26 protein-coding genes are annotated in these 24,305 nt (G+C 62.4%); 16 read left to right on the forward strand and 10 right to left on the reverse strand.

Going from position 1 to position 24,305, the window contains the following annotated elements; all coding sequences use genetic code 11:
• Positions 1–40 precede the first annotated feature (40 nt).
• From phnE to phnP, 11 genes are read left to right on the forward strand one after another with little or no spacing between them, the layout of a single operon-like run.
• Positions 41–823, forward strand: a complete 783-nt coding sequence (gene phnE, locus M2497_RS10115; RefSeq protein ID WP_058427920.1) for a phosphonate ABC transporter, permease protein PhnE — start codon at positions 41–43, stop codon at positions 821–823.
• A 36-nt stretch (positions 824–859) separates the two neighbouring features.
• On the forward strand, positions 860–1,564 hold the full coding sequence (gene phnF / locus M2497_RS10120) for a phosphonate metabolism transcriptional regulator PhnF (protein ID WP_248487213.1): 705 nt from the start codon (positions 860–862) through the stop codon (positions 1,562–1,564).
• An 11-nt stretch (positions 1,565–1,575) separates the two neighbouring features.
• Entirely contained in the window at positions 1,576–2,013 is a 438-nt protein-coding gene (gene phnG, locus M2497_RS10125) for a phosphonate C-P lyase system protein PhnG (RefSeq protein WP_071496260.1), read from the forward strand.
• Entirely contained in the window at positions 2,013–2,603 is a 591-nt protein-coding gene (gene phnH / locus M2497_RS10130) for a phosphonate C-P lyase system protein PhnH (protein ID WP_248487215.1), read from the forward strand. Before phnG ends, phnH begins: the two co-directional genes overlap by 1 nt.
• Positions 2,603–3,679: a carbon-phosphorus lyase complex subunit PhnI gene (locus M2497_RS10135; RefSeq protein ID WP_248487217.1), complete on the forward strand. Its 1,077-nt coding sequence runs from the start codon at positions 2,603–2,605 to the stop codon at positions 3,677–3,679. Before phnH ends, M2497_RS10135 begins: the two co-directional genes overlap by 1 nt.
• Positions 3,672–4,514 (forward strand): alpha-D-ribose 1-methylphosphonate 5-phosphate C-P-lyase PhnJ, encoded by an 843-nt coding sequence (locus M2497_RS10140; RefSeq protein ID WP_248487219.1) that lies wholly within the window; start codon positions 3,672–3,674, stop codon positions 4,512–4,514. Before M2497_RS10135 ends, M2497_RS10140 begins: the two co-directional genes overlap by 8 nt.
• Positions 4,475–5,284, forward strand: coding sequence for a phosphonate C-P lyase system protein PhnK (gene phnK / locus M2497_RS10145; RefSeq protein WP_248488188.1), 810 nt, complete (start codon positions 4,475–4,477; stop codon positions 5,282–5,284). Before M2497_RS10140 ends, phnK begins: the two co-directional genes overlap by 40 nt.
• Complete coding sequence (gene phnL / locus M2497_RS10150; protein WP_248487222.1) at positions 5,281–6,003, forward strand: phosphonate C-P lyase system protein PhnL; 723 nt, start codon at positions 5,281–5,283, stop codon at positions 6,001–6,003. Before phnK ends, phnL begins: the two co-directional genes overlap by 4 nt.
• Positions 5,993–7,138 carry an alpha-D-ribose 1-methylphosphonate 5-triphosphate diphosphatase gene (locus M2497_RS10155; protein WP_248487223.1) on the forward strand — a complete coding sequence of 382 codons (1,146 nt, stop codon included), beginning with the start codon at positions 5,993–5,995 and terminating at the stop codon, positions 7,136–7,138. The genes phnL and M2497_RS10155 overlap by 11 nt, the downstream gene beginning before the upstream one ends.
• The gene (gene phnN / locus M2497_RS10160; protein ID WP_248487224.1) at positions 7,138–7,710 is read left to right on the forward strand and encodes a phosphonate metabolism protein/1,5-bisphosphokinase (PRPP-forming) PhnN; all 573 of its coding nucleotides are present in this window, start codon (positions 7,138–7,140) and stop codon (positions 7,708–7,710) included. The genes M2497_RS10155 and phnN overlap by 1 nt, the downstream gene beginning before the upstream one ends.
• Positions 7,701–8,450 carry a phosphonate metabolism protein PhnP gene (phnP, locus tag M2497_RS10165; RefSeq protein ID WP_248487225.1) on the forward strand — a complete coding sequence of 250 codons (750 nt, stop codon included), beginning with the start codon at positions 7,701–7,703 and terminating at the stop codon, positions 8,448–8,450. Before phnN ends, phnP begins: the two co-directional genes overlap by 10 nt.
• Before the next feature lie 22 nt (positions 8,451–8,472).
• Here the strand turns inward: phnP and M2497_RS10170 are convergent, their stop codons facing one another.
• Positions 8,473–9,354 carry a LysR family transcriptional regulator gene (locus M2497_RS10170; RefSeq protein WP_071496251.1) on the reverse strand — a complete coding sequence of 294 codons (882 nt, stop codon included), beginning with the start codon at positions 9,352–9,354 and terminating at the stop codon, positions 8,473–8,475.
• Between the two features lie 190 nt (positions 9,355–9,544).
• Between M2497_RS10170 and M2497_RS10175 the strand changes: the two genes are divergently transcribed.
• The 3 genes from M2497_RS10175 (at position 9,545) to M2497_RS10185 (ending at position 12,055) form a co-directional block, all read left to right on the forward strand.
• Positions 9,545–9,733 (forward strand): type II toxin-antitoxin system HicA family toxin, encoded by a 189-nt coding sequence (locus M2497_RS10175; protein ID WP_071496250.1) that lies wholly within the window; start codon positions 9,545–9,547, stop codon positions 9,731–9,733.
• An 11-nt stretch (positions 9,734–9,744) separates the two neighbouring features.
• A complete protein-coding gene (locus M2497_RS10180) occupies positions 9,745–10,149 on the forward strand; it encodes a type II toxin-antitoxin system HicB family antitoxin (RefSeq protein ID WP_248487226.1) in 405 nt (134 codons plus the stop codon).
• A gap of 382 nt (positions 10,150–10,531) precedes the next feature.
• Positions 10,532–12,055 carry a M10 family metallopeptidase C-terminal domain-containing protein gene (locus tag M2497_RS10185; RefSeq protein ID WP_248487227.1) on the forward strand — a complete coding sequence of 508 codons (1,524 nt, stop codon included), beginning with the start codon at positions 10,532–10,534 and terminating at the stop codon, positions 12,053–12,055.
• Positions 12,056–12,057: 2 nt separating this feature from the next.
• Here the strand turns inward: M2497_RS10185 and M2497_RS10190 are convergent, their stop codons facing one another.
• Complete coding sequence (locus tag M2497_RS10190; protein WP_248487228.1) at positions 12,058–13,263, reverse strand: MFS transporter; 1,206 nt, start codon at positions 13,261–13,263, stop codon at positions 12,058–12,060.
• A gap of 175 nt (positions 13,264–13,438) precedes the next feature.
• Here M2497_RS10190 and M2497_RS10195 point away from each other — a divergent pair, with 175 nt between their 5' ends.
• Positions 13,439–14,053 (forward strand): DUF5666 domain-containing protein, encoded by a 615-nt coding sequence (locus M2497_RS10195; protein WP_093123204.1) that lies wholly within the window; start codon positions 13,439–13,441, stop codon positions 14,051–14,053.
• A 118-nt stretch (positions 14,054–14,171) separates the two neighbouring features.
• On the opposite strand, the gene M2497_RS10200 is transcribed toward M2497_RS10195, so the two are convergent.
• The 8 genes from M2497_RS10200 to gcl form a co-directional block, all read right to left on the reverse strand.
• The gene (locus tag M2497_RS10200; protein WP_248487230.1) at positions 14,172–15,176 is read right to left on the reverse strand and encodes a sulfate ABC transporter substrate-binding protein; all 1,005 of its coding nucleotides are present in this window, start codon (positions 15,174–15,176) and stop codon (positions 14,172–14,174) included.
• 105 nt (positions 15,177–15,281) lie between these two features.
• Positions 15,282–16,106: an ion transporter gene (locus tag M2497_RS10205; RefSeq protein ID WP_058427905.1), complete on the reverse strand. Its 825-nt coding sequence runs from the start codon at positions 16,104–16,106 to the stop codon at positions 15,282–15,284.
• 31 nt (positions 16,107–16,137) lie between these two features.
• Positions 16,138–17,013: an urea transporter gene (locus M2497_RS10210; protein ID WP_248487232.1), complete on the reverse strand. Its 876-nt coding sequence runs from the start codon at positions 17,011–17,013 to the stop codon at positions 16,138–16,140.
• A 134-nt stretch (positions 17,014–17,147) separates the two neighbouring features.
• Positions 17,148–18,563 (reverse strand): pyruvate kinase, encoded by a 1,416-nt coding sequence (gene pyk, locus M2497_RS10215; RefSeq protein ID WP_248487234.1) that lies wholly within the window; start codon positions 18,561–18,563, stop codon positions 17,148–17,150.
• Complete coding sequence (locus M2497_RS10220) at positions 18,553–19,833, reverse strand: glycerate kinase (RefSeq protein WP_248487236.1); 1,281 nt, start codon at positions 19,831–19,833, stop codon at positions 18,553–18,555. Before M2497_RS10220 ends, pyk begins: the two co-directional genes overlap by 11 nt.
• Before the next feature lie 116 nt (positions 19,834–19,949).
• On the reverse strand, positions 19,950–20,840 hold the full coding sequence (locus M2497_RS10225; RefSeq protein ID WP_071496242.1) for a 2-hydroxy-3-oxopropionate reductase: 891 nt from the start codon (positions 20,838–20,840) through the stop codon (positions 19,950–19,952).
• Between the two features lie 143 nt (positions 20,841–20,983).
• On the reverse strand, positions 20,984–21,766 hold the full coding sequence (hyi, locus tag M2497_RS10230) for a hydroxypyruvate isomerase (RefSeq protein ID WP_248487238.1): 783 nt from the start codon (positions 21,764–21,766) through the stop codon (positions 20,984–20,986).
• Positions 21,767–21,776: 10 nt separating this feature from the next.
• On the reverse strand, positions 21,777–23,552 hold the full coding sequence (gene gcl, locus M2497_RS10235) for a glyoxylate carboligase (RefSeq protein WP_248487240.1): 1,776 nt from the start codon (positions 23,550–23,552) through the stop codon (positions 21,777–21,779).
• Between the two features lie 256 nt (positions 23,553–23,808).
• On the opposite strand from gcl, the gene M2497_RS10240 reads away from it, so the two are divergent.
• Positions 23,809–24,249 carry a heme-binding protein gene (locus M2497_RS10240; protein ID WP_071496239.1) on the forward strand — a complete coding sequence of 147 codons (441 nt, stop codon included), beginning with the start codon at positions 23,809–23,811 and terminating at the stop codon, positions 24,247–24,249.
• Positions 24,250–24,305 lie beyond the last annotated feature (56 nt).

Raw genomic sequence — 24,305 nt, forward strand, 5'->3', positions numbered from 1 at the left:
AGGGGGCTTGCCCCCTCCCACATTTCGCTCGAGGACAACCATGACTACTTTGCACGCTGAAGCCGTCGGCAAACGCACCTGGCCGCAATACCTCGGCTGGGGCCTGTTCCTGGTCCTGCTGGCCTGGGCCTGGCACGGCGCGGAAATGAACCCGCTGGCGCTGTACCGCGACTCCGGAAACATGGCGACCTTCGCCGCCGACTTCTTCCCGCCGGACTTCCACGAATGGCGCAGTTACCTCAAGGAGATGATCGTCACCGTGCAGATCGCCCTGTGGGGCACGGTATTGGCCATCGTCTGCTCGGTGCCGCTGGGCATCTTGTGCGCCGACAACATCACCCCGTGGTGGGTGCACCAACCGCTGCGTCGGGTGATGGATGCGTTCCGTTCGATCAACGAAATGGTGTTCGCCATGTTGTTCGTGGTTGCCGTCGGCCTCGGCCCCTTCGCCGGCGTACTGGCGCTGTGGATCAGCACCACCGGTGTACTCGCCAAGCTGTTCGCCGAAGCCGTCGAAGCCATCGACCCAGGTCCGGTAGAGGGCGTGCGGGCCACTGGTGCCAGTGCCCTGCAGGAAGTGATCTACGGCGTGATCCCCCAGGTCATGCCGCTGTGGGTCAGCTACGCGCTGTACCGCTTCGAAGCCAACGTGCGTTCGGCGACGGTGGTGGGCATGGTCGGCGCGGGCGGGATCGGCGTGATCCTGTGGGAAAACATCCGTGCCTTCCAGTTCGTCCAGACCTGCGCGGTGCTGCTGGTGATCATCGTGGTGGTGAGCCTGATCGACGTGCTGTCCCAACGCCTGCGCAAGCAGTTCATCTGACCTCGGAGGGGTGCCCGCGCGGCGCTTTTTTTAAGCATGCAGTTGTCTAGACAAGATGAGCCGGTGTACCGCGAACTCGCGGATATCCTGCGCCGTGAATTGAGCAGCTACAGCGCCGGTGATTTCCTGCCCGGTGAGGTGCACATGGCCGAGCGCTTCGGCGTCAACCGCCACACCCTGCGCCGTGCCATCGATGAGCTGGTGTTCGAAGGCAGCCTGTTGCGTCGCCAGGGCAAGGGCACCCAGGTGCTCGACCGGCCGCTGATCTACCCGATGGGCGCCGAGACCTCCTACAGCCAATCCCTGTCAGCCCAGGGCGTCGGTGTGCAGGCGGTGTTGCTCAAGCGCCGCTACTGCTACGCCAGCCGTGAAGAAGCGCTGCACCTGGGGATCGCTGAAATGGCGCCGATGATCGAGCTGCAAACCCTGCGCAAGCTCGACCACCAGCCCGTCAGCCTGATCCGCCATCGCTACTGCGCCAGCCGTGCGCCGTTGCTGGCCGACTACACCGGCGGTTCGCTGCGCCAGTACCTGCGCGAACGCGACCTGCCATTGACTCGCACCCACAGCCTGATCGGTGCGCGCCTGCCCAACCGTGACGAAGCCGCGCTGCTGATGATGCCTCGGCACTTGCCGGCCCTCACCGTATTCACCCTTTCCCGCGATCGCGACGGCCACCCGGTGGAGCTGGCGCAGTCCACCAGCCGTTCGGATCGCTTCCAGTACCAAGTGGTGACTTGATGGAGACCCTGATGAACCTGTCCCCGCGTCAGCATTGGATTGGTGTGCTCGCCCGCGCCCAACTCAGTGAATTGCAACCCCACGAAGCGGCCTTGAAAGACGCGGAGTACCAGCTCATTCGCGCCCCGGAAATCGGCATGACCCTGGTACGCGGTCGCATGGGCGGCAATGGCGCACCGTTCAACGTCGGTGAAATGAGCGTGACCCGCTGCGTAGTGCGCCTGGCCGATGGCCGCACCGGCTACAGCTACCTGGCCGGGCGCGACAAGGTGCATGCCGAGCTGGCCGCCCTGGCCGATGCCCATTTGCAAGGCGCGCAGCCGAGTATCTGGCTCAGCGATCTGATCACTGCCCTGGCGAACGCCCAGGTCAGGCGTCGCGCTGAAAAAGAGGCGGACACCGCCGCCACCAAGGTCGAGTTCTTCACCCTCGTGCGAGGAGAAAACTGATGAATGCGCAACTGTTGCAACCGGCGTTTGTCGACCCGGTATTGGACGCCCAGCGTGGTTTTCGCGCCGCGCTCAAGGCCCTGGCCGAACCGGGGTTGATCCAGCACCTGCCATCCGCCCCACACCTCGAGGGCCTGGCGCCGGCGACGTACGCGTTGTGCCTGGCACTGCTGGACGTGGACACGCCGCTGTGGCTTTCACCGAGCTTCGACACGCCGCTGATCCGCGCCAACCTGGCGTTCCACTGCGGTTGCCCGCTGACTTCGCATCGCGAAGCAGCGGTGTTCGCCTTGCTCGGTGAACACGACCTGCTGGATCTGAGCGGCTTCGACCACGGCAACGACCGCTACCCCGACCAGTCCTGCACCTTGCTCGTGCAGCTCACTGACCTGGAGTCCGGGCGTGGCCTGCTCTGGCGCGGCCCAGGCATCAAGACCCAGCGCCAGGTGCACGTCCCGGTGCCGCAGGCCTTCTGGCAGGAACGCCAACGGCGCAAAACCTTTCCCCGTGGCCTGGACGTGCTGTTTGCCGCCGGCCATCACCTGATCGGCCTGCCGCGCAGCAGCCGCATTGCACAGGAGCATGCCTGATGTACGTAGCCGTCAAAGGTGGCGAACAGGCCATCGACAATGCCCACCGCCTGCTGGCGAAAAAACGCCGGGGCGATACCGCGATTCCGGAACTGAGCGTGACGCAAATCCGCGAGCAACTGCCCCTGGCCGTGGCGCGGGTGATGACCGAAGGCTCACTGTTCGACGAAGAACTCGCCGCGCTGGCGATCAAGCAAGCGGCGGGGGACCTGGTGGAAGCGATCTTCCTGTTGCGCGCCTACCGCACCACGCTGCCGCGCTTCAGCCCGAGCCTGCCGATCGATACCGCCCGGATGTCGTTGAGCCGGCGCCTGTCGGCCACCTTCAAGGACCTGCCCGGCGGCCAACTGCTCGGCCCGACCTTCGACTACACCCACCGCCTGCTGGATTTTGCCCTGCTGGCCGAAGGTGAGTACCCGGGGCCGCAGACCGCGCCGGAGGCGACGCTGGAAGACTGCCCACGCGTGCTCGGCCTGCTCGCCAAAGAAGGCCTGATCAAGACCGAAACCGACGACAACGCCCGCGTTGCCGACATCACCCGCGACCCGCTGGAATACCCGGCCAGCCGCGCCGAGCGCCTGCAAGCCCTGGCCCGTGGCGACGAAGGTTTCCTGCTGGCGCTGGGGTACTCGACCCAACGTGGCTACGGTCGCAACCACCCGTTTGCCGGTGAGATTCGTATCGGCGATGTGGAGGTGTGGATCGAACCGGAAGAACTGGGTTTCCCCATCTGCCTGGGCAGCATCGAAGTGACCGAGTGCGAGATGGTCAACCAGTTTGTCGGTTCGGCTACCGAGCTGGCGCAGTTCACGCGGGGTTACGGCCTGGCCTTCGGGCATGCCGAGCGCAAGGCCATGGGCATGGCCCTGGTGGACCGCTCGCTGCGCGCCGAGGAGTACAACGAAGAGATCGTCTCGCCCGCCCAGCGCGAAGAGTTTGTGCTGGCCCACTGCGACAACGTCGAGGCGGCGGGCTTTGTCTCCCACCTCAAACTGCCGCACTACGTGGACTTTCAGTCCGAGCTGGAACTGATCCGCAAACTGCGCCAACCGGCCGAGGGCCCGAGCCATGAATGACGCCGCGTACAACTTCGCCTACCTCGACGAACAGACCAAGCGCATGATCCGTCGCGCCTTGCTCAAGGCGGTGGCGATCCCTGGCTACCAGGTGCCGTTCGGTGGCCGCGAGATGCCGCTGCCTTACGGCTGGGGCACCGGCGGCATGCAATTGACCGCCGCGATCCTGGGGGACGATGACGTGCTCAAGGTCATCGACCAGGGCGCCGACGACACCACCAACGCGGTGTCGATCCGCCGCTTTTTTGCGCGCACTGCAGGCGTGGTCACTACCGAAGCGACCCCTGAAGCGACGGTGATCCAGACCCGTCACCGCATCCCGGAAACGCCCTTGCAGGCGAACCAGATCATGGTGTTCCAAGTGCCGATCTCAGAGCCGCTGCGTTTTATCGAACCCTCGGAAACCGAGACTCGCACCATGCACGCCCTGAATGATTACGGGGTGATGCATGTGAAGCTGTATGAGGACATCGCCACCTTCGGCCACATCGCCACGGCCTACGCCTACCCGGTGACGGTGGATGAACGCTACGTGATGGACCCGTCGCCGATCCCCAAATTCGACAACCCCAAACTCGACATGAGCCCGGCGCTGATGCTGTTCGGCGCCGGTCGCGAGAAGCGCCTGTATGCGGTGCCGCCATACACCCAGGTCACCAGCCTCGACTTTGAGGACCACCCGTTCGAAGTGCAGAAATGGGCGCACAGCTGCGCGATCTGCGGCAGCCATGAATCGTTCCTTGATGAGCTGATTCTGGATGACGCCGGAACCCAGAGTTTTGTGTGTTCCGACACGTGGTATTGCGCCCAGCGGGTGAAGGAGAACAACCAGTGAGCCAGCCGTTATTGCAAGTGCGTGACCTGTCCCTGTTGTACGGCCCGGAGAAGGGTTGCCAGGGTGTGAGCTTCGATCTGTACCCCGGCGAAGTGCTTGGGATTGTCGGTGAGTCCGGCTCGGGTAAATCCACCTTGCTTTCGTTGTTGAGCGGGCGCCTGCCGCCGCACGCGGGCAGCATCGGCTACCGCAGCCAGGACGGCGAATGGCTCGACCTCTACAGTGCCAGCGAAGCCGAGCGCCGCACCTTGCTGCGCACCGAATGGGGCTTTGTCGAGCAGAACCCGCGTGACGGCCTGCGCATGGGCGTGTCGGCCGGCGCCAACATTGGTGAACGCTTGATGGCCCAGGGCGTGCGCAATTACGCGCAACTGCGTGGCGCCGGTCTGGATTGGCTGGAGCAGGTGGAGATTGACCCACAACGCATCGACGACCTGCCACGCACCTTTTCCGGCGGCATGCAGCAGCGCCTGCAAATTGCCCGCAACCTGGTTTCCAGCCCACGGCTGGTGTTCATGGACGAACCCACCGGCGGCCTCGACGTGTCGGTGCAAGCGCGTCTGCTCGACCTGCTGCGCGGCCTGGTGCGTGAACTGGATTTGGCGGTGGTGATCGTCACCCACGACCTGGCCGTGGCACGCCTGTTGGCCGACCGCCTGATGGTGATGCGTCGCTCTCGTGTAGTGGAAACCGGGCTCACCGACCAGATCCTCGACGATCCACAGCACCCTTACTCTCAACTGCTGGTGTCTTCGGTATTGCAGCCATGACAAATGCCTTGATCGAGGTCCGTGACCTCTCGAAAACCTTCACCCTGCACCAGCAAAACGGTGTAGTACTCAATGTGCTGCGCGGGGTGGAGTTCAGTGTGCAGGGCGGCGAATGCCTGGTGCTGCACGGTCAGTCCGGCGCGGGCAAAAGCACCTTGCTGCGTACGCTGTACGGTAACTATCTACCGGCCGGTGGCAGCATTCGTGTACGCCATGCCGGCGAGTGGCTGGAGCTGGTGGGCGCCGCGCCCCGCGAGATTCTGCAGGTGCGCCAGCAGACCCTGGGCTACGTCAGCCAATTCCTGCGGGTGATTCCGCGTGTGGCGTGCCTGGATGTGGTGATGGAGCCGGCGTTGGCCCGAGGCTGGTCGAAAGCCGAGGCACAACAGCGCGCCGAACACCTGCTGACCCGTCTGAACATCCCCCAGCGCCTGTGGCCACTGGCGCCCGGCACTTTTTCCGGTGGCGAGCAACAGCGCGTCAACATCGCCCGCGGTTTCATGGTGGCCTGGCCGGTGATGCTGCTGGACGAACCCACCGCCTCCCTGGACGACCACAACCGCCAGGTGGTGCTGGAACTGATGAACGAAGCCAAGGCTGGCGGCGCTGCATTGATCGGAATCTTCCACGACCGCGCCGCCCGTGAAGCGGTGGCCGACCGCCATTTCGACATGACCCCCGCGCCTGTTGCCCAAGAGGAATACGCCCATGCCCGCTGAACAGATCCTCAGTAATGCCCAGGTTGTCACGGCTGATCGCATGTTCCTGGGCTCGGTGGTGTTGCGTGATGGCAAGATCGTCGACCTCGCCGAAGGCCGCAGCCAGTTGCCCCAGGCCCAGGACCTGGGCGGTGATTTCCTGCTGCCGGGCCTGGTGGAGTTGCACACCGACAACCTGGAAAAACACATGACCCCGCGCCCCGGCGTGGACTGGCCGTCGACCTCGGCGGTGCTCAGCCACGATGCGCAGATTATCGCGGCGGGCATCACCACCGTCTTCGATGCGGTGTCCATCGGTGACGTGAACCCCAAGGGCAACCGCATGAAAAAACTGCCGGCGATGCTCGATGCCATCGCCCAGGCAGAAGGTGCCGGCCTGACCCGCGCCGAGCACCACCTGCACCTGCGCTGCGAGCTGTGCCACCCGGACACCCTCAGTGTGTTCCGCGACCTGGTGGAAAACCCGCTGGTGCAACTGGTGTCGGTGATGGACCATTCGCCGGGCCAGCGCCAGTTTGTGCTTGAAGCCAAGTACCGTGAGTACTACATGGGCAAGTACCACCTGAACGACGAAACCATGGACGCCTTCATCGTGCTGCAAAAGGCCAATTCCCTGGCCTACAGTGATCGCTACCGTGCGGCTATCGTCGAGCATTGCCTGGCGCGTGGTTTGTCGGTGGCCAGTCACGACGACGCGACGCTCGCGCATGTGCAGGAGTCGGCACGCTATGGCATGACCATCGCTGAATTCCCCACTACGCTCGAGGCGGCGAAGGGCTGCCAGGCGTTGAACATGAAAGTGTTGATGGGCGCGCCGAACGTGGTGCGCGGCGGGTCGCACTCGGGTAATGTGGCCGCCGCCGGCCTGGCGGCCGAGGGCTTGCTGGATATACTTTCCAGTGACTACTACCCGGCCAGCCTGTTGCAGGCGGCCTTCGTGCTGGCTGACCAGCAAGACGGCGGCGACCTGTCGCGGGCGGTCAAGATGATCAGCCTGGCGCCCGCGCAGGCGGCAGGGCTGAAGGACCGTGGCGAGATTGCCCTCGGCCTGCGCGCCGACCTGGTCCAGGCCCGCAACCGCGAAGGGCTGCCTGTGGTGCAACAAGTATGGCGACAAGCGAAGAGGGTATTTTGATGGCAGGCAGGTTGATCTATCTCATCGGGCCGTCCGGCTCGGGCAAGGACAGCCTGCTGGATGCCGCACGCCCACGCTTGGCCGAGCGCGGTTGCCGCATTGTGCGCCGCGTTATCACCCGCTCGGCGGAAGCGGTGGGCGAAGCGGCGCAGGGCGTCAGCCCCGAGCAATTTGCGACGATGCAGGCCGAGGGCGCGTTTGCCCTCAGTTGGCAGGCCAATGGTTTGTCCTATGGCATTCCCAGGGAGATCGACGATTGGCTGGCGGCGGGGGACGACGTACTGGTCAATGGCTCCCGTGCGCACCTGGCGCAGACTCGCAAGCGTTATCCGACTTCGCTGGTGTTGCTGCTGACGGTGGACCAGGCGGTGTTGCGCCAACGCCTGATCGCACGGGGGCGTGAAGCGTTGGCGGATATCGAGGCGCGCTTGGCGCGCAATGCGCGGTTCACCGCCGAGCTGATCGCCGGCAACGGTGCGGGGTTGTTCGTACTGGATAACTCCGGGCCGCTGGAACATACGGTCGAGCGCCTGCTGTGCTGCATCGATCACGGGCACTCGGCATGCGCCTGACCTTGCTCGGCACCGGTGACGCGCGGCAAGTCCCGGTGTATGGCTGTGAGTGCGCCGCGTGTGACCTGGCGCGCAGTGATGCCAGCCTGCGCCGTCGCCCGTGCAGCGCGCTGATCGAATGCGGCGACCAGCGCTGGTTGATCGACAGTGGTTTGCCCGACCTCACCGAACGCTTCCCGCCGCGCAGTTTCAACGGGATCCTGCAGACCCACTATCATGCCGATCATGCCCAGGGTCTGTTGCACCTGCGCTGGGGGCAAGGGCTGGTGATTCCGGTGCACGGGCCGGTGGATGCCGAAGGTTTGTCCGATCTGTACAAACATCCGGGCATCCTGGATTTCAGCCAGCCATTCAGCGAATTTGAAACCCGGCGGTTTGGCGAACTGAGCGTCACCGCGTTGCCGTTGCAGCATTCCAAACCAACCCTGGGTTACCTGCTGGAAGGCGAGGGGCGACGCATCGCCTACCTCACCGACACCGTCGGCCTGCCGCCTGCGACCCTGGTCTGGCTGCAACGCGAACCCCTGGATGTACTGGTGCTGGACTGCTCCATGCCGCCGCAGCCGCAGGCACCGCGCAATCACAATGACCTGACGCTGGCGTTGCAGAGCATCGAGCAAACCAGTGCACAGTTGGGCGTGCTGACCCATGTCGGGCACACATTGGATGCCTGGCTGCTGGAGCATCGCCGCGAGTTGCCACGGCATGTCACGGTCGGCTGGGATGGCCGCGTCATCTGAACGCCTACGGTTGCAAAGAACGCTACTTCGTCAGTAACCCTTCAACGTATTCGATAAATGCCTTGGCTTTGGCACTTGGCATTCGACCCGTCGGCAATACCGCCCACAGGTCCTTGGGCGGCAGTTCCCAATCGGTCAACACGGCTTTCACCTCACCCCTGGCCAATTCTGGTGAGAACATCCACTCGGACGTCATCGCCAGGCCATGGTGGGCGAGCACGCCTGCGCGCAAGCCTTCGGAAGAGGTAACACGCAAGCGTCCTCGAGCGGCGATGGCGTGTTCGTGCGGGCCTTGTTTGAATGACCAGAGCGGGCTTTCCCCGAGGCTGTAGATCACCGCCTGGTGGTTGAGGATATCCGCCGGGCTTTGCGGTTCGCCGAAACGTTCGAAGTAGGCCGGTGTACCAAACACCCGGCTTGGGCTTTGGCCAAGCCGGCGGGCAGTGAGGCCGGAGTCACTCAGGTTGCCGATGCGCAGGGCGACGTCGATGCCGTCTTCAACCAGGTTGAGGAGGCGGTCGTCGAGCAACACGTCGATGTTCAGGCCAGGGTGTTGGTCCAGGAACGGTCCCAGGTTAGGAATGATCCGCATACGGGAGAACGTCACGCCGGCGCTGACCCGCAGGTTGCCCGTCAAGCCAGCGCCTGCGCCACGGGCGGCCTCGTCAGCTTCATCGGCTTCGAAAATGGCGCTCTTGGCTTTCTCGAAAAATGCCAGGCCTGCCTCGGTGGGGGTCAGGCCCCTGGTCGAGCGCAGCAGCAATCGCACGGCCAGGCGGGCTTCCAATTGCGCGATGCTTTTGGAAACGGCGGGTTGGCCGATGCCCAGGCGTTTGGCAGCGGCGGAGAAGGAGCCGGTCTCGACGACGTGAACGAAGGTTTCCATGGCAGTGAGACGGTCCATCGGGCGTTCCTGTTGGCTGGGCGGCGCTCAAGCCTAAGGCGCTGGACTAGCGGTGTCATGCGTTTCCCGTGTTGCGCCGGTGAGTTTTCAATATTCGGTAAAACAGCCGTCAGTCAGGCATGCGCATTTTGTGCTTGAGTAAAGATAACTCTAGGGTTACTTTTATTCAGGCCAAGCCAAGGAGGCGAGGGTGCAAAGCAGGCTATTGATCAAGGAACTGCAAGAGGCGGGTTGGGTATTGGATCGGGTCACGGGCAGCCATCACATTTTTACCCATCGTTACAGCCCGTACACGATTCCCGTGCCTCATCCTAAAAAAGACTTGCCGTTGGGCACTGTCAGAAGCATCAGGAAACGCGCCGGGCTGTTTGATTTTTAAGGAGAGCATTCATGCAATACCCAATCTGTATCGAATGGGGCGATGACTTCACCGCCACCGGTATCCAGATCCCCGATATTCCAGGCGCAGTCACCGCCGGGGACAGCTTTGAAGAGGCCTACAACGCCGCCGTGGAAGTCGCGCACATCATGCTGCAAGAGATCGCCGCAGAGGGCGGGGCCATTCCGATGCCAACGTCGGTCGCCCATTATCATGCCCATGAGGACTACGCCGGGATGGGCTGGGGCATGTTGGAGTTGGACGTCACGCCCTACCTGGGTAAAACCGAGAAGGTCAATGTGACCTTGCCCGGTTATGTCATCCAGCGCATCGACCGGTATGTACGGGAGCACAAGGTCAAAAGCCGCTCGTCATTCCTCGCGGACGCGGCGTTGGAAAAATTGGTGCGGTCCTAGGGCGATCAGGCGGTGTCAGGTGTCGGTCGCGTACGTTGTCGGATGAGCACGGTTTTTTTTGCGCATCTTTTTCCGGGCATGTTTGAGTCAGTTTCCTTATGTTTGAAATTAAGATTTTGATTGAAATAAGGGAGTGTTTTACAAGTTTTTTTCCTCTAGAAATCAACTTAGTAGTGTTGTTGATATGTCAGGAGAGTTGGGCCGATCAGTGATTGAGTGTGTTTTCTTTGCAGGTGTGTTTATTAAGTGTTTTTGAAAAGAACCAGCACTGGCGAACGTGTCATTGATTTGAGAATTTTAGCGTCCTGCCAATGGACTGGTCAGCGTTGGTATTTTTCATCCATGGACGAATGGCTCTTCACTGTTCAGAGTATTCATCGTCATGCACTTTCCTGTCAGGCAACCTTCACAGCAACCCCCTGCGCTTGCGCCGTATTCCCGTTCGTCAGCGTTTGATAACGACGCCTTGCACTGGGGAAACAATAAGAAGTCGTTCAGCACCGCGCAGGCGGCTAAACATATCACTCGAGGTAACTTCAAATTTCCTGATCGGGACGGGGATAATAAGGTCGTGGTGGGCTTCAGTTTTTCCGGCGTCTTTACCTCGCCCCAGAAAGAGCGCGCCAGGCAGGCATTGAAAGCCTATGCCGATGTCGCCAACATTTCCTTTGTCGAAAACAGCGCTCATACGGATGGCGGCATAGTCATCAGGGGCGTGCCGGGTTCCTGGTCAGGCTGGGCGGCCTCTCCCAGTCAGTACCAGCCGAACGTAACGGCGAATGTGGGGACGGGAGGCGCAGGCGCCAACCCTGAAATGGGCAGTCATTTCTTGTCTTTGTTGGTCCATGAGTTGGGGCACACCTTGGGCCTGGAACATCCGGGCGGTTACGACGGCGGTGGGACTTACGAGGCCAATGCCGATTATGCGCAGGACACCAAGGCCCGCAGTGTCATGAGCTATTGGTCGGAACGCAAACAACCGGGGCATGACTTCAACGAACAGCAACCCGCTGCCCCCATGATGGACGATATCGCCGCGCTCCAGCGCTTGTACGGAGCGAATACGCGCACCCGTGCCACCGACACCGTCTATGGGTTCAACTCCAACACCGAGCGTGAGCACTACAGCCTCAGGAGCGCCCGCGACAAGCCCGTGTTCAGCGTCTGGGATGGCGGTGGCGAGGACACCCTGGATTTCTCTGGCTTTGCCGATAAACAAAACATCAACCTCAATGCCGAGGCGTTTTCGGATGTGGGCGGGCTGCGGGGGAATGTGTCGATCGCCAAGGGGGTGAGCGTGGAGAACGCCATTGGCGGTTCCAACAGCGATGTGTTGACGGGTAACGGCGCCAATAACCGCTTGAAAGGGGCTGGCGGCAGCGACACGTTGCGCGGCGGTGCCGGCGCCGACACATTCGTGTACGCCCGCGTCAGCGACTCGACACCCCAGGCTCCCGATTTTATTCAGGACTTCACCAGCGGTAGCGACAAAATCGATGTGGCCGGCGTGCTGCGCGAGGCCGGGCTCACGTCGCTGAACTTCATGGATAGCTTCAGCGGGCGTGCCGGCGAAGCGATGCTCAGTCATGACACCACAACCGGGCGCTCCACACTGGCCGTGGATACCACGGGCAACGGCACGGCTGACCTGCTGATCAGCAGCCATGGTCAAATCAAACAGGAGGATGTGATCTGGAGTGGTAATGGGGAGCCCGCAGCCGTGACGCCCGATCAGACGGCTGATCTCACGCTGGAGCCGGACCCGGATCCTGCGCCTGACTCAACGTCACAGCCGGATCCGAATACGACGCCTGGGCTTGCGTCTTGGTTTGGTGAGCGGGTGGGTAAACAGATAGCTTCAGGGATCTCGCTTTTCGCGAACTGGATATCCGGGTGGTTCAGGTGAGTTCAAGGTTTATCCAATAAGCCCACCGAATCCTCACGGGAAACACTCAGAAAGCGCAGCAATGCCACCAACGGGAATGCACTACCCACCAGCATCACACCCAGCCAGCCGCCGTGTTCATACACGCTGCTGGCAATCGCCGAGCCGAATGCGCCGCCGATGAAGATGCTGGTCATGTACAGCGCGTTCAGGCGGCTGCGGCTGTTGGCGTCGAGGGCGTAGATCGCGCGCTGGCCGAGCACCATGTTCATCTGCACGCAGAAGTCCAGGACCACGCCGGTCACGGCCAGGCCGATCACGCTGTACAGCGGGTGCACGAAGGCCGGCAGGAAGCTCAACGCGGCGAACAACATGGCCAGCAGCGAAGCGCGATGGGTGTGACCGGCATCGGCCAGGCGACCGGCGATGGGGGCGGCAATGGCACCCAGCGCACCGACCAGGGCGAACAGGGCGATCTCGCTTTGGCTCAGGCCGTGGTTGCGCGCCAGTTCCAGTGGGGCGGCGGTCCAGAACAGGCTGAAGGTGGCGAACATGCAGCCCTGGTAGAACGCCCGTTGACGCAGCACCGGTTGCTCACGCAGCAAGGTGCCGAGGGAGCGCAGCAGTTGGCCATAGCTGGCAGAGTGATCCGGCTGACGCTTGGGAATGGTCAGCATCAACACCACACTGATAAACGCCATCAGCGCCGCCGCCGCCATGAACATCGCACGCCAGCCGAAGTGGTCCGCGACCACGCTGGACACCGGCCGCGCCAGCAGGATGCCGAGCAGCAGGCCACCCATGATGCTGCCGACCACACGGCCCCGTGATTCGGCGGGCGCCAAGTGCGCGGCCAACGGAATCAGGATCTGCACCGACACCGAACTGAAGCCGATCAGCAGCGACACCAGCAGGAACAGGTTCGGCTGCTCGGTGACCGCTGCGCCCAGCAGGCTGGCGATAGCGATGACGGTGGTGGCGATCATCAGTTTGCGGTTTTCCAGCAAGTCGCCCAGGGGCACCAGGAAAAACAGCCCCAGGGCGTAGCCGATTTGCGTCAGCGAGACGATCAGGCTGGCCATGGCCGGCGTGAGGCCGATGTCCGGCGCGATCAGCTCGATGATGGGTTGCGCGTAGTAGATGTTGGCAACGATGGCGCCGCAGCAAAACGCAAACAGCATCACCATGCTCCGGGTCATGGTGCTTGTAGCGTGGGAAGTAGCGTTCATGGTGTTCTCATAAAAGCGAAGGAAGTGGGGCGAGCCTAAAGACAACACCGTAGCCCGGGTAGGCCGCTGGCAGTGATAACACTCATGCCCGGTAATGATGAGTGAATCGTTAACTTTCTGCGCGAACGCTGATGATACATTCAGGCACCACTGCCGAAACAGGAAATCCATTGCAATGAAGATCACGTTGAACAAGATGCTCCTGGCTTCCACGCTCGCCGCCGCCATGGCCGTGGGCCTGGCCCAGGCTGCCGAGACGCCTCGCGTGGGCGTACGCGGCGCCATTACGGCGATGGACGGCGATGCGATGCACGTCAAGGTCAACAGCGGCGAGGAGGTTGTCGTGCACCTGACCAAAGACACCCAGGTGCGCGCGGTCACCCTGGCCAAGATCGATGAGATCAAGCCGGGCAGCTACATCGGCTCGGCCGCGATGCCTAACGACGACGGCAGCCTGACGGCGCTGGAAGTGCACGTGTTCCCCCCGGCCATGGCCGGCACGGGCGACGGGCATCGTGCATTTGATTTGAAAGAAGGCAGCAGCATGACCAACGGCACCGTCGGCGACCTGGTGGTGAGCAACGGGCGCACGTTGACGGTGAAATACAAAGGCGGCGAGCAGAAGATCGTGGTGCCGGAAGATGTGCCGATCGTGAACCTGGAGCCGGGTGACCGCAGCTTGCTCAAGCCGGGGGTGAAGGTGGTGCTGTTTGCCGCGCAGGGGGCGGATGGGACGATCACCGCCCAGGCGATTTCCGCCGGCAAGGATGGCGTCACACCGCCGATGTAACGGCCAAACACAAAGCCAAATGTGGGAGGGGGCTTGCCCCCGATAGCAGTGTGTCAGCCAGCGGATAAACCGGCTGATACACCGCCATCGGGGGCAAGCCCCCTCCCACATTTATCAATTACTGGCCGCTGTAGATCTGGTCGAACACCCCACCATCATTGAAGTGGGTCTTCTGCACCGTGCGCCAGTCACCAAAGGTCTTCTCCACCGACAGGAAGTCGACTTTCGGGAACCGGTCGGTGTACTTGGCCAGTACCTTCGGATCACGCGGGCGCAGGTAGTTGTTGGCGGCGATTTCCTGGCCTTGCGGTGACCACAGGTACTTCAGGTAGTCTTCAGCGGCCACGCGGGTGCCTTTCTTCTCGACCACTTTGTCGACCACCGACACCGGCGGCTCGGCTTCGGCGGAGACGCTTGGGTAGATCACTTCGAATTGATCACGGCCGAATTCACGGGCGATCATCTCGGCTTCGTTCTCGAAGGTCACCAGCACGTCGCCGATCTGGTTGGTCATGAAGGTGGTGGTGGCGGCACGGCCACCGGTGTCCAGTACCGGGGCTTGTTTGAACAGCTTGCCAACAAAGGCCTTGGCCTTGTTTTCATCACCGCCGTTCTTCAGCACATAGCCCCAGGCCGACAGGTAGGTGTAGCGGCCGTTACCCGAGGTTTTCGGGTTGGGCACGATCACCTGCACGCCATCTTTCAACAGGTCCGGCCAGTCTTTCAGGGCTTTCGGGTTGCCTTTGCGCACGATGAAAACGGTGGCCGAGGTGAACGGCGCGCTGTTGTTCGGCAGGCGGGTGACCCAGTTGTCCGGCACCAGTTTGCCGTTGTCCACCAGGGCGTTGATGTCGGTGGCCATGTTCATGGTGATCACGTCGGCGGGCAGGCCGTCGATGACTGAACGCGCTTGCTTGCTCGAGCCACCGAAGGACATCTGCAGGGTCAGCTTGTCGTTCGGGTGCTCGGCTTCCCAGTGTTTCTGGAACGCGGCGTTGTAGTCCTTGTAGAAGTCGCGCATCACGTCGTAGGAGACGTTGAGCAGTGTCACGGGGGCAGCCTGGACGGCGCCCGCCAGGGCAAGGCCGGCGGCCAGAAGGGAGGCGCTAACGAGTTTTTTCACTGCTCATTCCTTGTTGTTCGAGAAGGTTGCTGATTGAGTGGGGGCAATTTGCCAGCGACTATAGCTGGCGTCGCATAGACGCTTAAAGATTAAAACGAACTTTGCTTATTCCACTTTCTTGAAAAGATTACTGCCACAGCGTGAGCAGAATGCAGCGTTCGGCTCATGACTGTCTTTCTTGCACACCGGGCAGTCATGCTGCAATTGCTCACCGCGCATGGCACTGGCCAGTTCGGCGGTGAAAATACCGGTGGGCACGGCGATGATCGAATAACCGGTGATCATCACCAGGGACGAAATCACCTGGCCCAGCGGGGTCTTGGGCACGATATCGCCAAAGCCCACCGTCGTCAGGGTCACGATGGCCCAGTAGATGCCCTTGGGAATACTGGTAAACCCGTGCTCCGGGCCTTCGATCACATACATCAAGGTGCCGAACACCGTGACCAGGGTGCATACGCTCACCAGGAACACCACGATCTTCTGCTTGCTGCCGCGCAGCGCCGCCATCAGGTAATTGGCTTGCTTGAGGTAGGGGCTGAGCTTGAGCACGCGGAAAATCCGCAGCATACGGATGATGCGGATGATCAGCAGGTACTGTGCATCGCTGTAGTACAGCGCGAGGATACCGGGCACGATGGCCAGCAGATCCACCAACCCATAAAAGCTGAAGGCGTAGCGCAAGGGTTTGGGCGAACAGTACAGCCGCAGCCCGTACTCGATCAGGAAGATAAGGGTGAACCCCCACTCGATATACGCCAGCACGTCAGCGTAGTTCTGGTGGATCTGGTCGATGCTGTCGAGCATCACGATCACCAGGCTGGCGAGGATGATCAGCAGCAGGATGCCGTCAAAGCGCCGCCCGGCGACCGTGTCACTTTGAAAAACCATGACGTAGAGCCGCTGGCGCCAGTCGTTGTTGCTGTCCATAAAGCCCGCCTGAATCGAATATCGAGCAAGCCTAGGGGGATTCGAAGGGGCTGTCCATGCGGGGTTTCTGCAGCACTCGAGTACCGGCGCGCACCAGCCAGCAGGCGAGGATGAACGGCGCGGTCAACGCGGGCAGGTGCAGGGCGGCAAAGCCCGGTGTAAGGAGGATCGCTAGCAGGACGCCGAGCAGCGGCAGCCAGGGTTGGCGACGCACCTGGCTCAATGCCACAGCCGCCAACGCCGGGTTGTAGCTGTGCAGGCCGAGGAGGGCACTGGCGGGTTCGTCCAGCCACAGTGCGAGCAGCACGCCGACACTGGCGCCTATCAACGCCCATATGGCGGCGCGGCGGTTGGCCAGCCACAGGCCCAGTGCAATCAGCGCACCCGCCACCGGTTGATCCAGCAGCATGACCTGCGCGAGCCCGGTAAAAGGCGCGGTGAGGATAGCCACGGTGTCGGGTTCGCTCAGGGCAAACGTGTTCTGCGGCACCGTGCCCAGCAACAACCAGCCCAGGCCGACAAAAGGCACGGTGTAAGCGGGCAAGTCATTGGGCTGGTCGGCGTGTTTCAGCCATTGCCGTGTCAACATCGCCGCCAGTCCGCTGCACGCCAGGATCAGCGGCGGCAACAACGCCGACCAGGCAAAGTGCTGGCTGATCAACAAACCCAGCAGCACGCCGTTGTAGCTGTAAAGGCCGGCCTGGCGTTCGGCCTTGGGATAACCGCGACGCTGGGCCGTGAGCAACCCCGCCACGCCACCCAGCAATGCTCCGCCGAACAAGGCCGGGGCGCCGATCAGGATTGCCAGCAGACACAGCAGGCCGCACAGCGGCTGGCGCTGCAGGAAGATCTGGCTGAAGCCGTTGAGCAGCGCTTCGGCCCAGTCGGGGCAGGTTGGGTTGTGCATGGTGGTTAGTCAGTGGGACCGAGTCGTTCCCATCGGGGGCAAGCCCCCTCCCACATTTGAATTTGTGAACCCAATCAAGTGTGGGAGGGGCGGTGCGACGATTCGACTTGCCCCCGATGAGGCCCTTACAGACGCTAAATCAACGTCTCGATACGCAGCGAGTTGGTCGACCCCGGCTGCCCGAACGGCACTCCCGCGGTAATCACCAACGTATCCCCGCGCTCAGCCATGCCCTGTGCCTGGGCGATCTCCAGCGCCGTGGAACACACCTCGTCTACCTGGCGCAGGCGGTCATTGACCACCGAATGTACGCCCCATGCCACGCTCAAGCGCCGTGCCGTGGACAGGTTCGGCGTGAGGTTGAGGATCGGCGCCACCGGCCGCTCCCTGGCCGCGCGCAGGCTGGAACTGCCCGACTCGCTGTAGTTCACCAGCACCGCTACCGGCAGGATGCTGCTGATGCGGCGGATCGCGCAGCTGATGGCGTCCGACACCGTGGCGTCCGCCTTGGCTCGGTTGACGTCGAGCTGGGTCTGGTAATCCGGGCCGTTTTCCACCTGGCGGATGATCTTGCTCATCATCTGCACGGCTTCCAGCGGGTACTCGCCGGACGCGGTTTCCGCCGACAGCATCACCGCGTCCGCGCCTTCGGCCACGGCGTTGGCGACATCGGTGACTTCGGCACGGGTCGGCGCCGGCGAGAAGCGCATCGACTCCAGCATCTGCGTGGCCACCACCACCGGTTTACCCAGTTGGCGACAGATGCGGATGATGTCTTTCTGAATCTGCGGCACGCTTTCGGCCGGCACCTCTACGCCCAGATCGCCTCTGGCCACCATGATTGCATCGCTCAGTTCAGCGATTTCCCGCAGGCGCTGCACGGCCGAGGGTTTTTCGATCTTGGCCATCAGGAAGGCCTTGTCGCCGATCAGTTCGCGGGCTTCGCGGATGTCTTCCGGGCGCTGTACGAACGACAGCGCCACCCAGTCCACGCCCAGTTCCAGGCCGAAGCTCAGGTCGCGCCGATCCTTGGCGGTCAACGGGCTGAGTTCCAACAAGGCTTGTGGGACGTTCACGCCTTTGCGGTCCGATAATTCGCCGCCATTGAGCACGGTGGTGTCGATGGCGTCGGCATGCTTGGTGATGACCCGCAGGCGCAGCTTGCCGTCGTCCAGCAGCAGGTCCATGCCCGGTTCCAGCGCCGCAATGATTTCCGGGTGGGGCAGGTTGACCCGGCGCTGGTCGCCCGGCGTCGGGTCCAGGTCCAGGCGCAGGGCCTGGCCGCGCACCAGTTGCACCTTGCCTTCGGCAAAGCGCCCGACGCGCAGCTTCGGCCCTTGCAGGTCCATGAGGATGCCCAACGGGTAGTTCAGTTGGCGCTCCACCTGGCGGATCCACTGGTAGCGCTGGGCATGGTCGGCATGATCGCCGTGGCTGAAATTGAGCCGGAAGATATTCACCCCGGCTTCCACCAGTTCGCGGATGTCGTCGATACCATCGGTGGCCGGGCCCAGGGTGGCGAGAATTTTGACCTTCTTGTCAGGCGTCATGGTGGGCAGTCTCAAGGATCAGGATGGCGCGGAAGTCGTTGACGTTGGTGCGTGTCGGCTCGGTGACGATCAACCCGTCGAGGGCAGCGAAATAGCCGTAGCCGTTGTTGTTATCCAGCTCATCGCTGGCCGACAGGCCGAGGGCTTCGGCGCGGCGGTAGCTGCACGGGGTCATGAGGGCGCCGGCGTTGTCTTCCGAGCCGTCGATGCCGTCGGTGTCACCGGCCAGGGCGTACACGCCGGGCAGGCCCTTGAGGCTGTCGGTGAGGCTCAGCAGGAACTCCGCGTTACGCCCGCCACGGCCATTGCCACGCACGGTGACGGTGGTTTCGCCACCGGACAGGATCACGCACGGCGCCGCCAGCGGCTGGCCGTGTTGCACGATCTGCCGGGCGATGCCGGCGTGCACCTTGGCCACGTCCCGCGCTTCGCCTTCCAGGTCGCCGAGGATCAACGGGCTGAACCCGGCCTGGCGGACTTTGACCGCCACGGCTTCGAGGGATTGCTGCGGGCGGGCGACCAATTGGAAGTGGCTGCGCGAGAGCACCGGGTCGCCGGGCTTGACGGTTTCCGAGGCCGGGTCCAGCAACCAATTGCGTACTGAGGCGGGGGCGTCGATGTGGTAGCGCTTGAGGATCGCCATGGCCTGTTGCGAGGTGCTCGGGTCGCCGACCGTGGGCCCGGAGGCAATCACCGTGGCCTGGTCGCCCGGCACATCGGAAATCGCATAGGTGTAGACCGTCGCCGGCCATGCCGCTTTCGCCAGGCGGCCGCCCTTGATCGCCGAGAGGTGCTTGCGCACGCAATTCATCTCACCGATGGTCGCGCCGGATTTGAGCAGGGCTTTGTTGATGGCCTGTTTGTCGGCCAGGGTGATGCCCTCTGCGGGTAGGGCCAGCAGGGCGGAGCCGCCGCCCGAAAGCAGGAAAATCACGCGGTCGTCTTCGCCGAGGTTGCTGATCAGTGCCAGCACCCGCTGGGCCACAGCCAGGCCGGCAGCGTCGGGCACCGGGTGGGCGGCTTCGACCACTTCGATTTTCTTGCACGGCGCGCCGTGGCCGTAGCGGGTGACCACCAGGCCGCTGACTTCGCCTTGCCAGCAGTTCTCCACGACCAGTGCCATGGCGGCAGCCGCTTTGCCGGCACCGATCACGATCACACGGCCGCTGCGGTCGGCGGGCAGAAAGGGTTCAAGGACTTGCCGGGGGTGTGCGGCGTCGATGGCTGTGGCAAACAGCTCGCGAAGCAGGTGTTGCGGATCGACCGACATAAGCGGGCTCCCGGGGATTTTTGTTATTAGAGGTGCGTCAATTTCAGGCTTGGAATGGGGTCAAATTGTGGGAGGGGGCTTGCCTCCTCCCACATTTGATTGCATTTCATCAGGGGTTATTTATCGCGAATCGAGAAGTTCGCCATATGCTCCAGGCCCTTGATCAGCGCCGAATGGTCCCAGTTGCCGCCGCCAATCGCGGTGCAGGTGCTGAACACTTGCTGGGTGCCGGCGGTGTTCGGCAGGTTGATGCCCAGCTCCTTGGCCCCGGCCAGTGCCAGGTTGAGGTCCTTCTGGTGCAGGTTGATGCGAAAGCCCGGATCAAAGGTGCCCTTGATCATACGTTCGCCATGCACTTCGAGGATCTTCGACGAGGCAAAACCGCCCATCAGCGCTTCACGCACCTTGGCCGGGTCGGCGCCGTTCTTGGAGGCGAACAGCAGGGCTTCGGCCACCGCCTGGATATTCAGCGCGACGATGATCTGGTTGGCCACCTTGGCGGTCTGGCCGTCGCCATTGCCGCCCACCAACGTGATGTTCTTGCCCATGGCCTGGAACAGAGGCAAGGCGCGCTCAAAGGTCTGCGGCTCGCCACCGATCATGATGCTCAGGGTGCCGGCCTTGGCGCCGACTTCACCACCGGACACGGGCGCGTCCAGGTACTGCGCGCCGGTTTCGTTGATCTTCGCGGCAAACGCCTTGGTGGCGGTGGGGGAGATCGAGCTCATGTCGATCACCACCTTGTTTGGCGACAGGCCCGCAGCCACGCCGTCTTTGCGGAACAGCACGTCGTCGACCTGTGGGGTGTCCGGCACCATCACGATGATGAACTCGGCTTCCTGCGCCACCTGCTGCGGGTTCGCCAGGGCGACGGCGCCTGCGTCGATCAGGGCTTGCGGCGCCTTGCCATGGTGTTCGGAGAGGAACAGTTGGTGACCCGCTTTCTGCAGGTTCGCGGCCATGGGTTGGCCCATGATGCCGGTGCCGATGAATCCGATTTTAGCCATGAAAAAATCCTCTTGTTATTACACCGCAAGTCCACTGTGGGAGGGGGCTTGCCCCCGATGACGGTGTGTCAGATAAACAGTGCTGACAGACCCACCGCGATCGGGGGCAAGCCCCCTCCCACATGGAGTTTGCGTGGTGTTTGTTAGATCGCGTTGTGGGTCTTCAACCAACCCAAACCCGCTTCGGTGGTGGTCAAGGGCTTGTATTCACAGCCGACCCAGCCCGTGTAGCCGATGCGGTCCAAATGTTCGAACAGGAAGCGGTAGTTGATCTCACCGGTGCCTGGCTCGTTGCGCCCTGGGTTGTCCGCCAACTGGATGTGGTTGATCTGGCCCAGGTGCGCAGCCATGGTGCGGGCCAGGTCGCCTTCCATGATTTGCATGTGGTAGATGTCGTACTGCAGAAACAGGTTGTCACTGCCCACCTGTTCGCGAATCGACAGGGCCTGCGCCGTGTTGTTCAGGTAGAAGCCTGGGATGTCGCGGGTATTGATCGCTTCCATCACTAGCTTGATGCCCACCGCTTGCAGCTTTTCAGCGGCGTACTTGAGGTTGGCGACGAAGGTTTTTTCCAGGGTCTCGTCATCAACGCCTTGTGGCCGGATGCCCGCCAGGCAGTTGATCTGGGTGTTGCCCAGCACTTGGGCGTAGGCGATGGCCAGCTTGACCCCGGCACGGAATTCCTCGACCCGGTCCGGGTGGCACGCCAGGCCGCGTTCGCCTTTGGCCCAGTCACCGGCCGGCAGGTTGAACAGCACCTGGGTCAGGCCGTGCGCATCGAGTTGTGCCTTGATTTCAGCCGAGCTGAATTCGTAAGGGAACAGGTACTCGACCCCTTGGAACCCGGCATCGGCGGCGGCTTTGAACCGGGCAAGAAAGTCCTGTTCGGTAAACAGCATGGACAGGTTGGCGGCGAAACGCGGCATAGGGTTCTCCTTAATCGAGCAGGGAAATGGCGGTCGGCGCATCGTTGCCGACCAGGGCCAGATCTTCGAATTCATTGACGGCGTTGATCTCGGTGCCCATGGAAATATTGGTCACGCGCTCCAGAATAATCTCAACGATCACCGGCACCTTGAATTCTTCGATCATTGCCTCGGCACGGCGCAGGGCCGGCGCGATCTGGCTTGGCTCGAACACACGCAGGGCCTTGCAACCCAGGCCTTCGGCGACGGCCACGTGGTCCACGCCGTAACCGTTGAGTTCCGGCGCGTTGAGGTTGTCGAAGGACAACTGCACGCAGTAGTCCATTTCAAACCCGCGCTGGGCCTGGCGGATCAAGCCCAGGTAAGAGTTGTTCACCACCATGTGGATATACGGCAGCTTGAACTGCGCGCCCACGGCCAGCTCTTCGATCATGAACTGGAAGTCGTAGTCGCCGGACAGCGCCACTACCTTGCGGCTCGGGTCGGCCTTGACCACGCCGAGGGCGGCGGGGATGGTCCAACCCAATGGGCCGGCCTGGCCGCAGTTGATCCAGTGGCGTGGTTTGTACACGTGCAGGAACTGCGCACCGGCAATCTGCGACAGGCCGATGGTGCTGACGTAGCAGGTGTCTTTGCCGAACACCTGGTTCATCTCTTCATAAACACGCTGTGGCTTGACCGGCACGTTGTCGAAGTGGGTCTTGCGGTGCAGGGTGGCCTTGCGCTGCTGGCAGTCGTGCAGCCAGGCACTGCGATCCTTGAGTTTGCCGGCAGCTTTCCACTCGCGGGCCACTTCAATGAACATCGTCAGGGCGGAGCCGGCGTCGGAGACGATGCCCAGGTCCGGGGTGAACACGCGGCCAATCTGCGTCGGCTCGATGTCGACGTGAATGAATTTTCGACCCTCGGTGTATACCTCCACCGAACCGGTGTGACGGTTGGCCCAGCGGTTACCGATGCCCAGCACCACGTCCGACTTGAGCATCGTCGCGTTGCCATAGCGGTGGGAGGTTTGCAGGCCGACCATGCCGACCATCTGCGGGTGATCGTCCGGGATGGTGCCCCAGCCCATCAGTGTCGGGATGACTGGGATGCCGGTCAACTCAGCGAATTCCACCAGCAGCTCGCTGGCGTCGGCATTGATCACGCCGCCGCCACTCACCAGCAGCGGGCGCTCGGCCTGGTCCAGCAGGGCCAGGGCTTTTTCCACCTGCACGCGGGTGGCCAAAGGCTTGGCCAGGGGCAGCGGCTGGTAGGCGTCGATGTCGAATTCGATCTCGGCCATCTGCACGTCGAACGGCAGGTCGATCAGCACCGGGCCGGGGCGGCCGGAGCGCATTTCATAGAAAGCTTTCTGGAAGGCATACGGCACTTGGCCGGGCTCCAGGACAGTGGTCGCCCACTTGGTCACCGGCTTGACGATGCTGGTGATGTCCACGGCCTGGAAATCTTCCTTGTGCATGCGGGCGCGGGGCGCTTGGCCGGTGATGCACAGGATCGGGATCGAGTCCGCCGAGGCGCTGTACAGGCCGGTGACCATGTCGGTGCCCGCCGGGCCCGACGTGCCGATGCACACGCCGATATTGCCGGCCTTGGTGCGGGTGTAGCCCTCGGCCATGTGGGAGGCGCCTTCAACGTGGCGAGCAAGGACGTGATCGATGCCACCCACCTTCTGCAAGGCCGAATACAGCGGGTTGATCGCGGCGCCTGGGATACCGAAGGCGGTGTCTACGCCTTCACTGCGCATGACGAGGACGGCGGCTTCGATTGCTCTCATTTTGCTCATGATTTTGGTGCCTCTTGCGTTTTGTAATTGTATACAAGTGGTGTCTGTCCAAAGTGTATTCACGGCGGGCTGCGCAGGTCAATGCATTTTATAAACTGGCCTTTGCGTTCGTCGGAACGGCTTTTTTCGACGTATGGAGCCTTTGTGCGAAAATATTGTATACAAAAAATAAAGTCATTGTGTTCTATTTGTTGGGTCGAGCATCTGATCATTCAGACCTCCACCGCTTTCCCAATAACAAAAGAAGGACGGCACCATGAGCGCTTTAACCTTGAAAATTGCCACCCAACTGGCCAGTCAGGCCCTTGCTGCAGGGCGCAGTGTTGCGGCGGCGCCGCTGACTATCGCGGTACTCGACAGCGGCGGTCACTTGATCGCCCTGCAACGGGAGGACGGCGCGAGCCTGTTGCGCCCGCAGATCGCCATCGGCAAGGCCTGGGGTGCGATTGCCTTGGGCAAGGGGTCGCGCTTGTTGGCGCTGGACGCACAGCAACGGCCGGCGTTTATCGCCGCATTGAACAGCCTGGGGCAGGGCAGTGTGGTGCCGGCGCCGGGTGGGGTGTTGATTCGGAATCAGGAAGGCGTGGTGCTAGGGGCGATCGGCATCAGTGGGGATACGTCGGATATTGATGAGCAGTGTGCGATTACGGCGATCGAAGGGGTGGGGTTGATGGCGGATGCCGGGGTGTCTGCTTGATGCTTCGTTGACTGTTCGGGCCTCATCGGGGGCAAGTCGAATCGTCGCACCGCCCC

Origin of the sequence: Pseudomonas sp. CYM-20-01 (assembly GCF_023169845.1) — a bacterium.
Taxonomy (GTDB): domain Bacteria; phylum Pseudomonadota; class Gammaproteobacteria; order Pseudomonadales; family Pseudomonadaceae; genus Aquipseudomonas; species Aquipseudomonas azotoformans.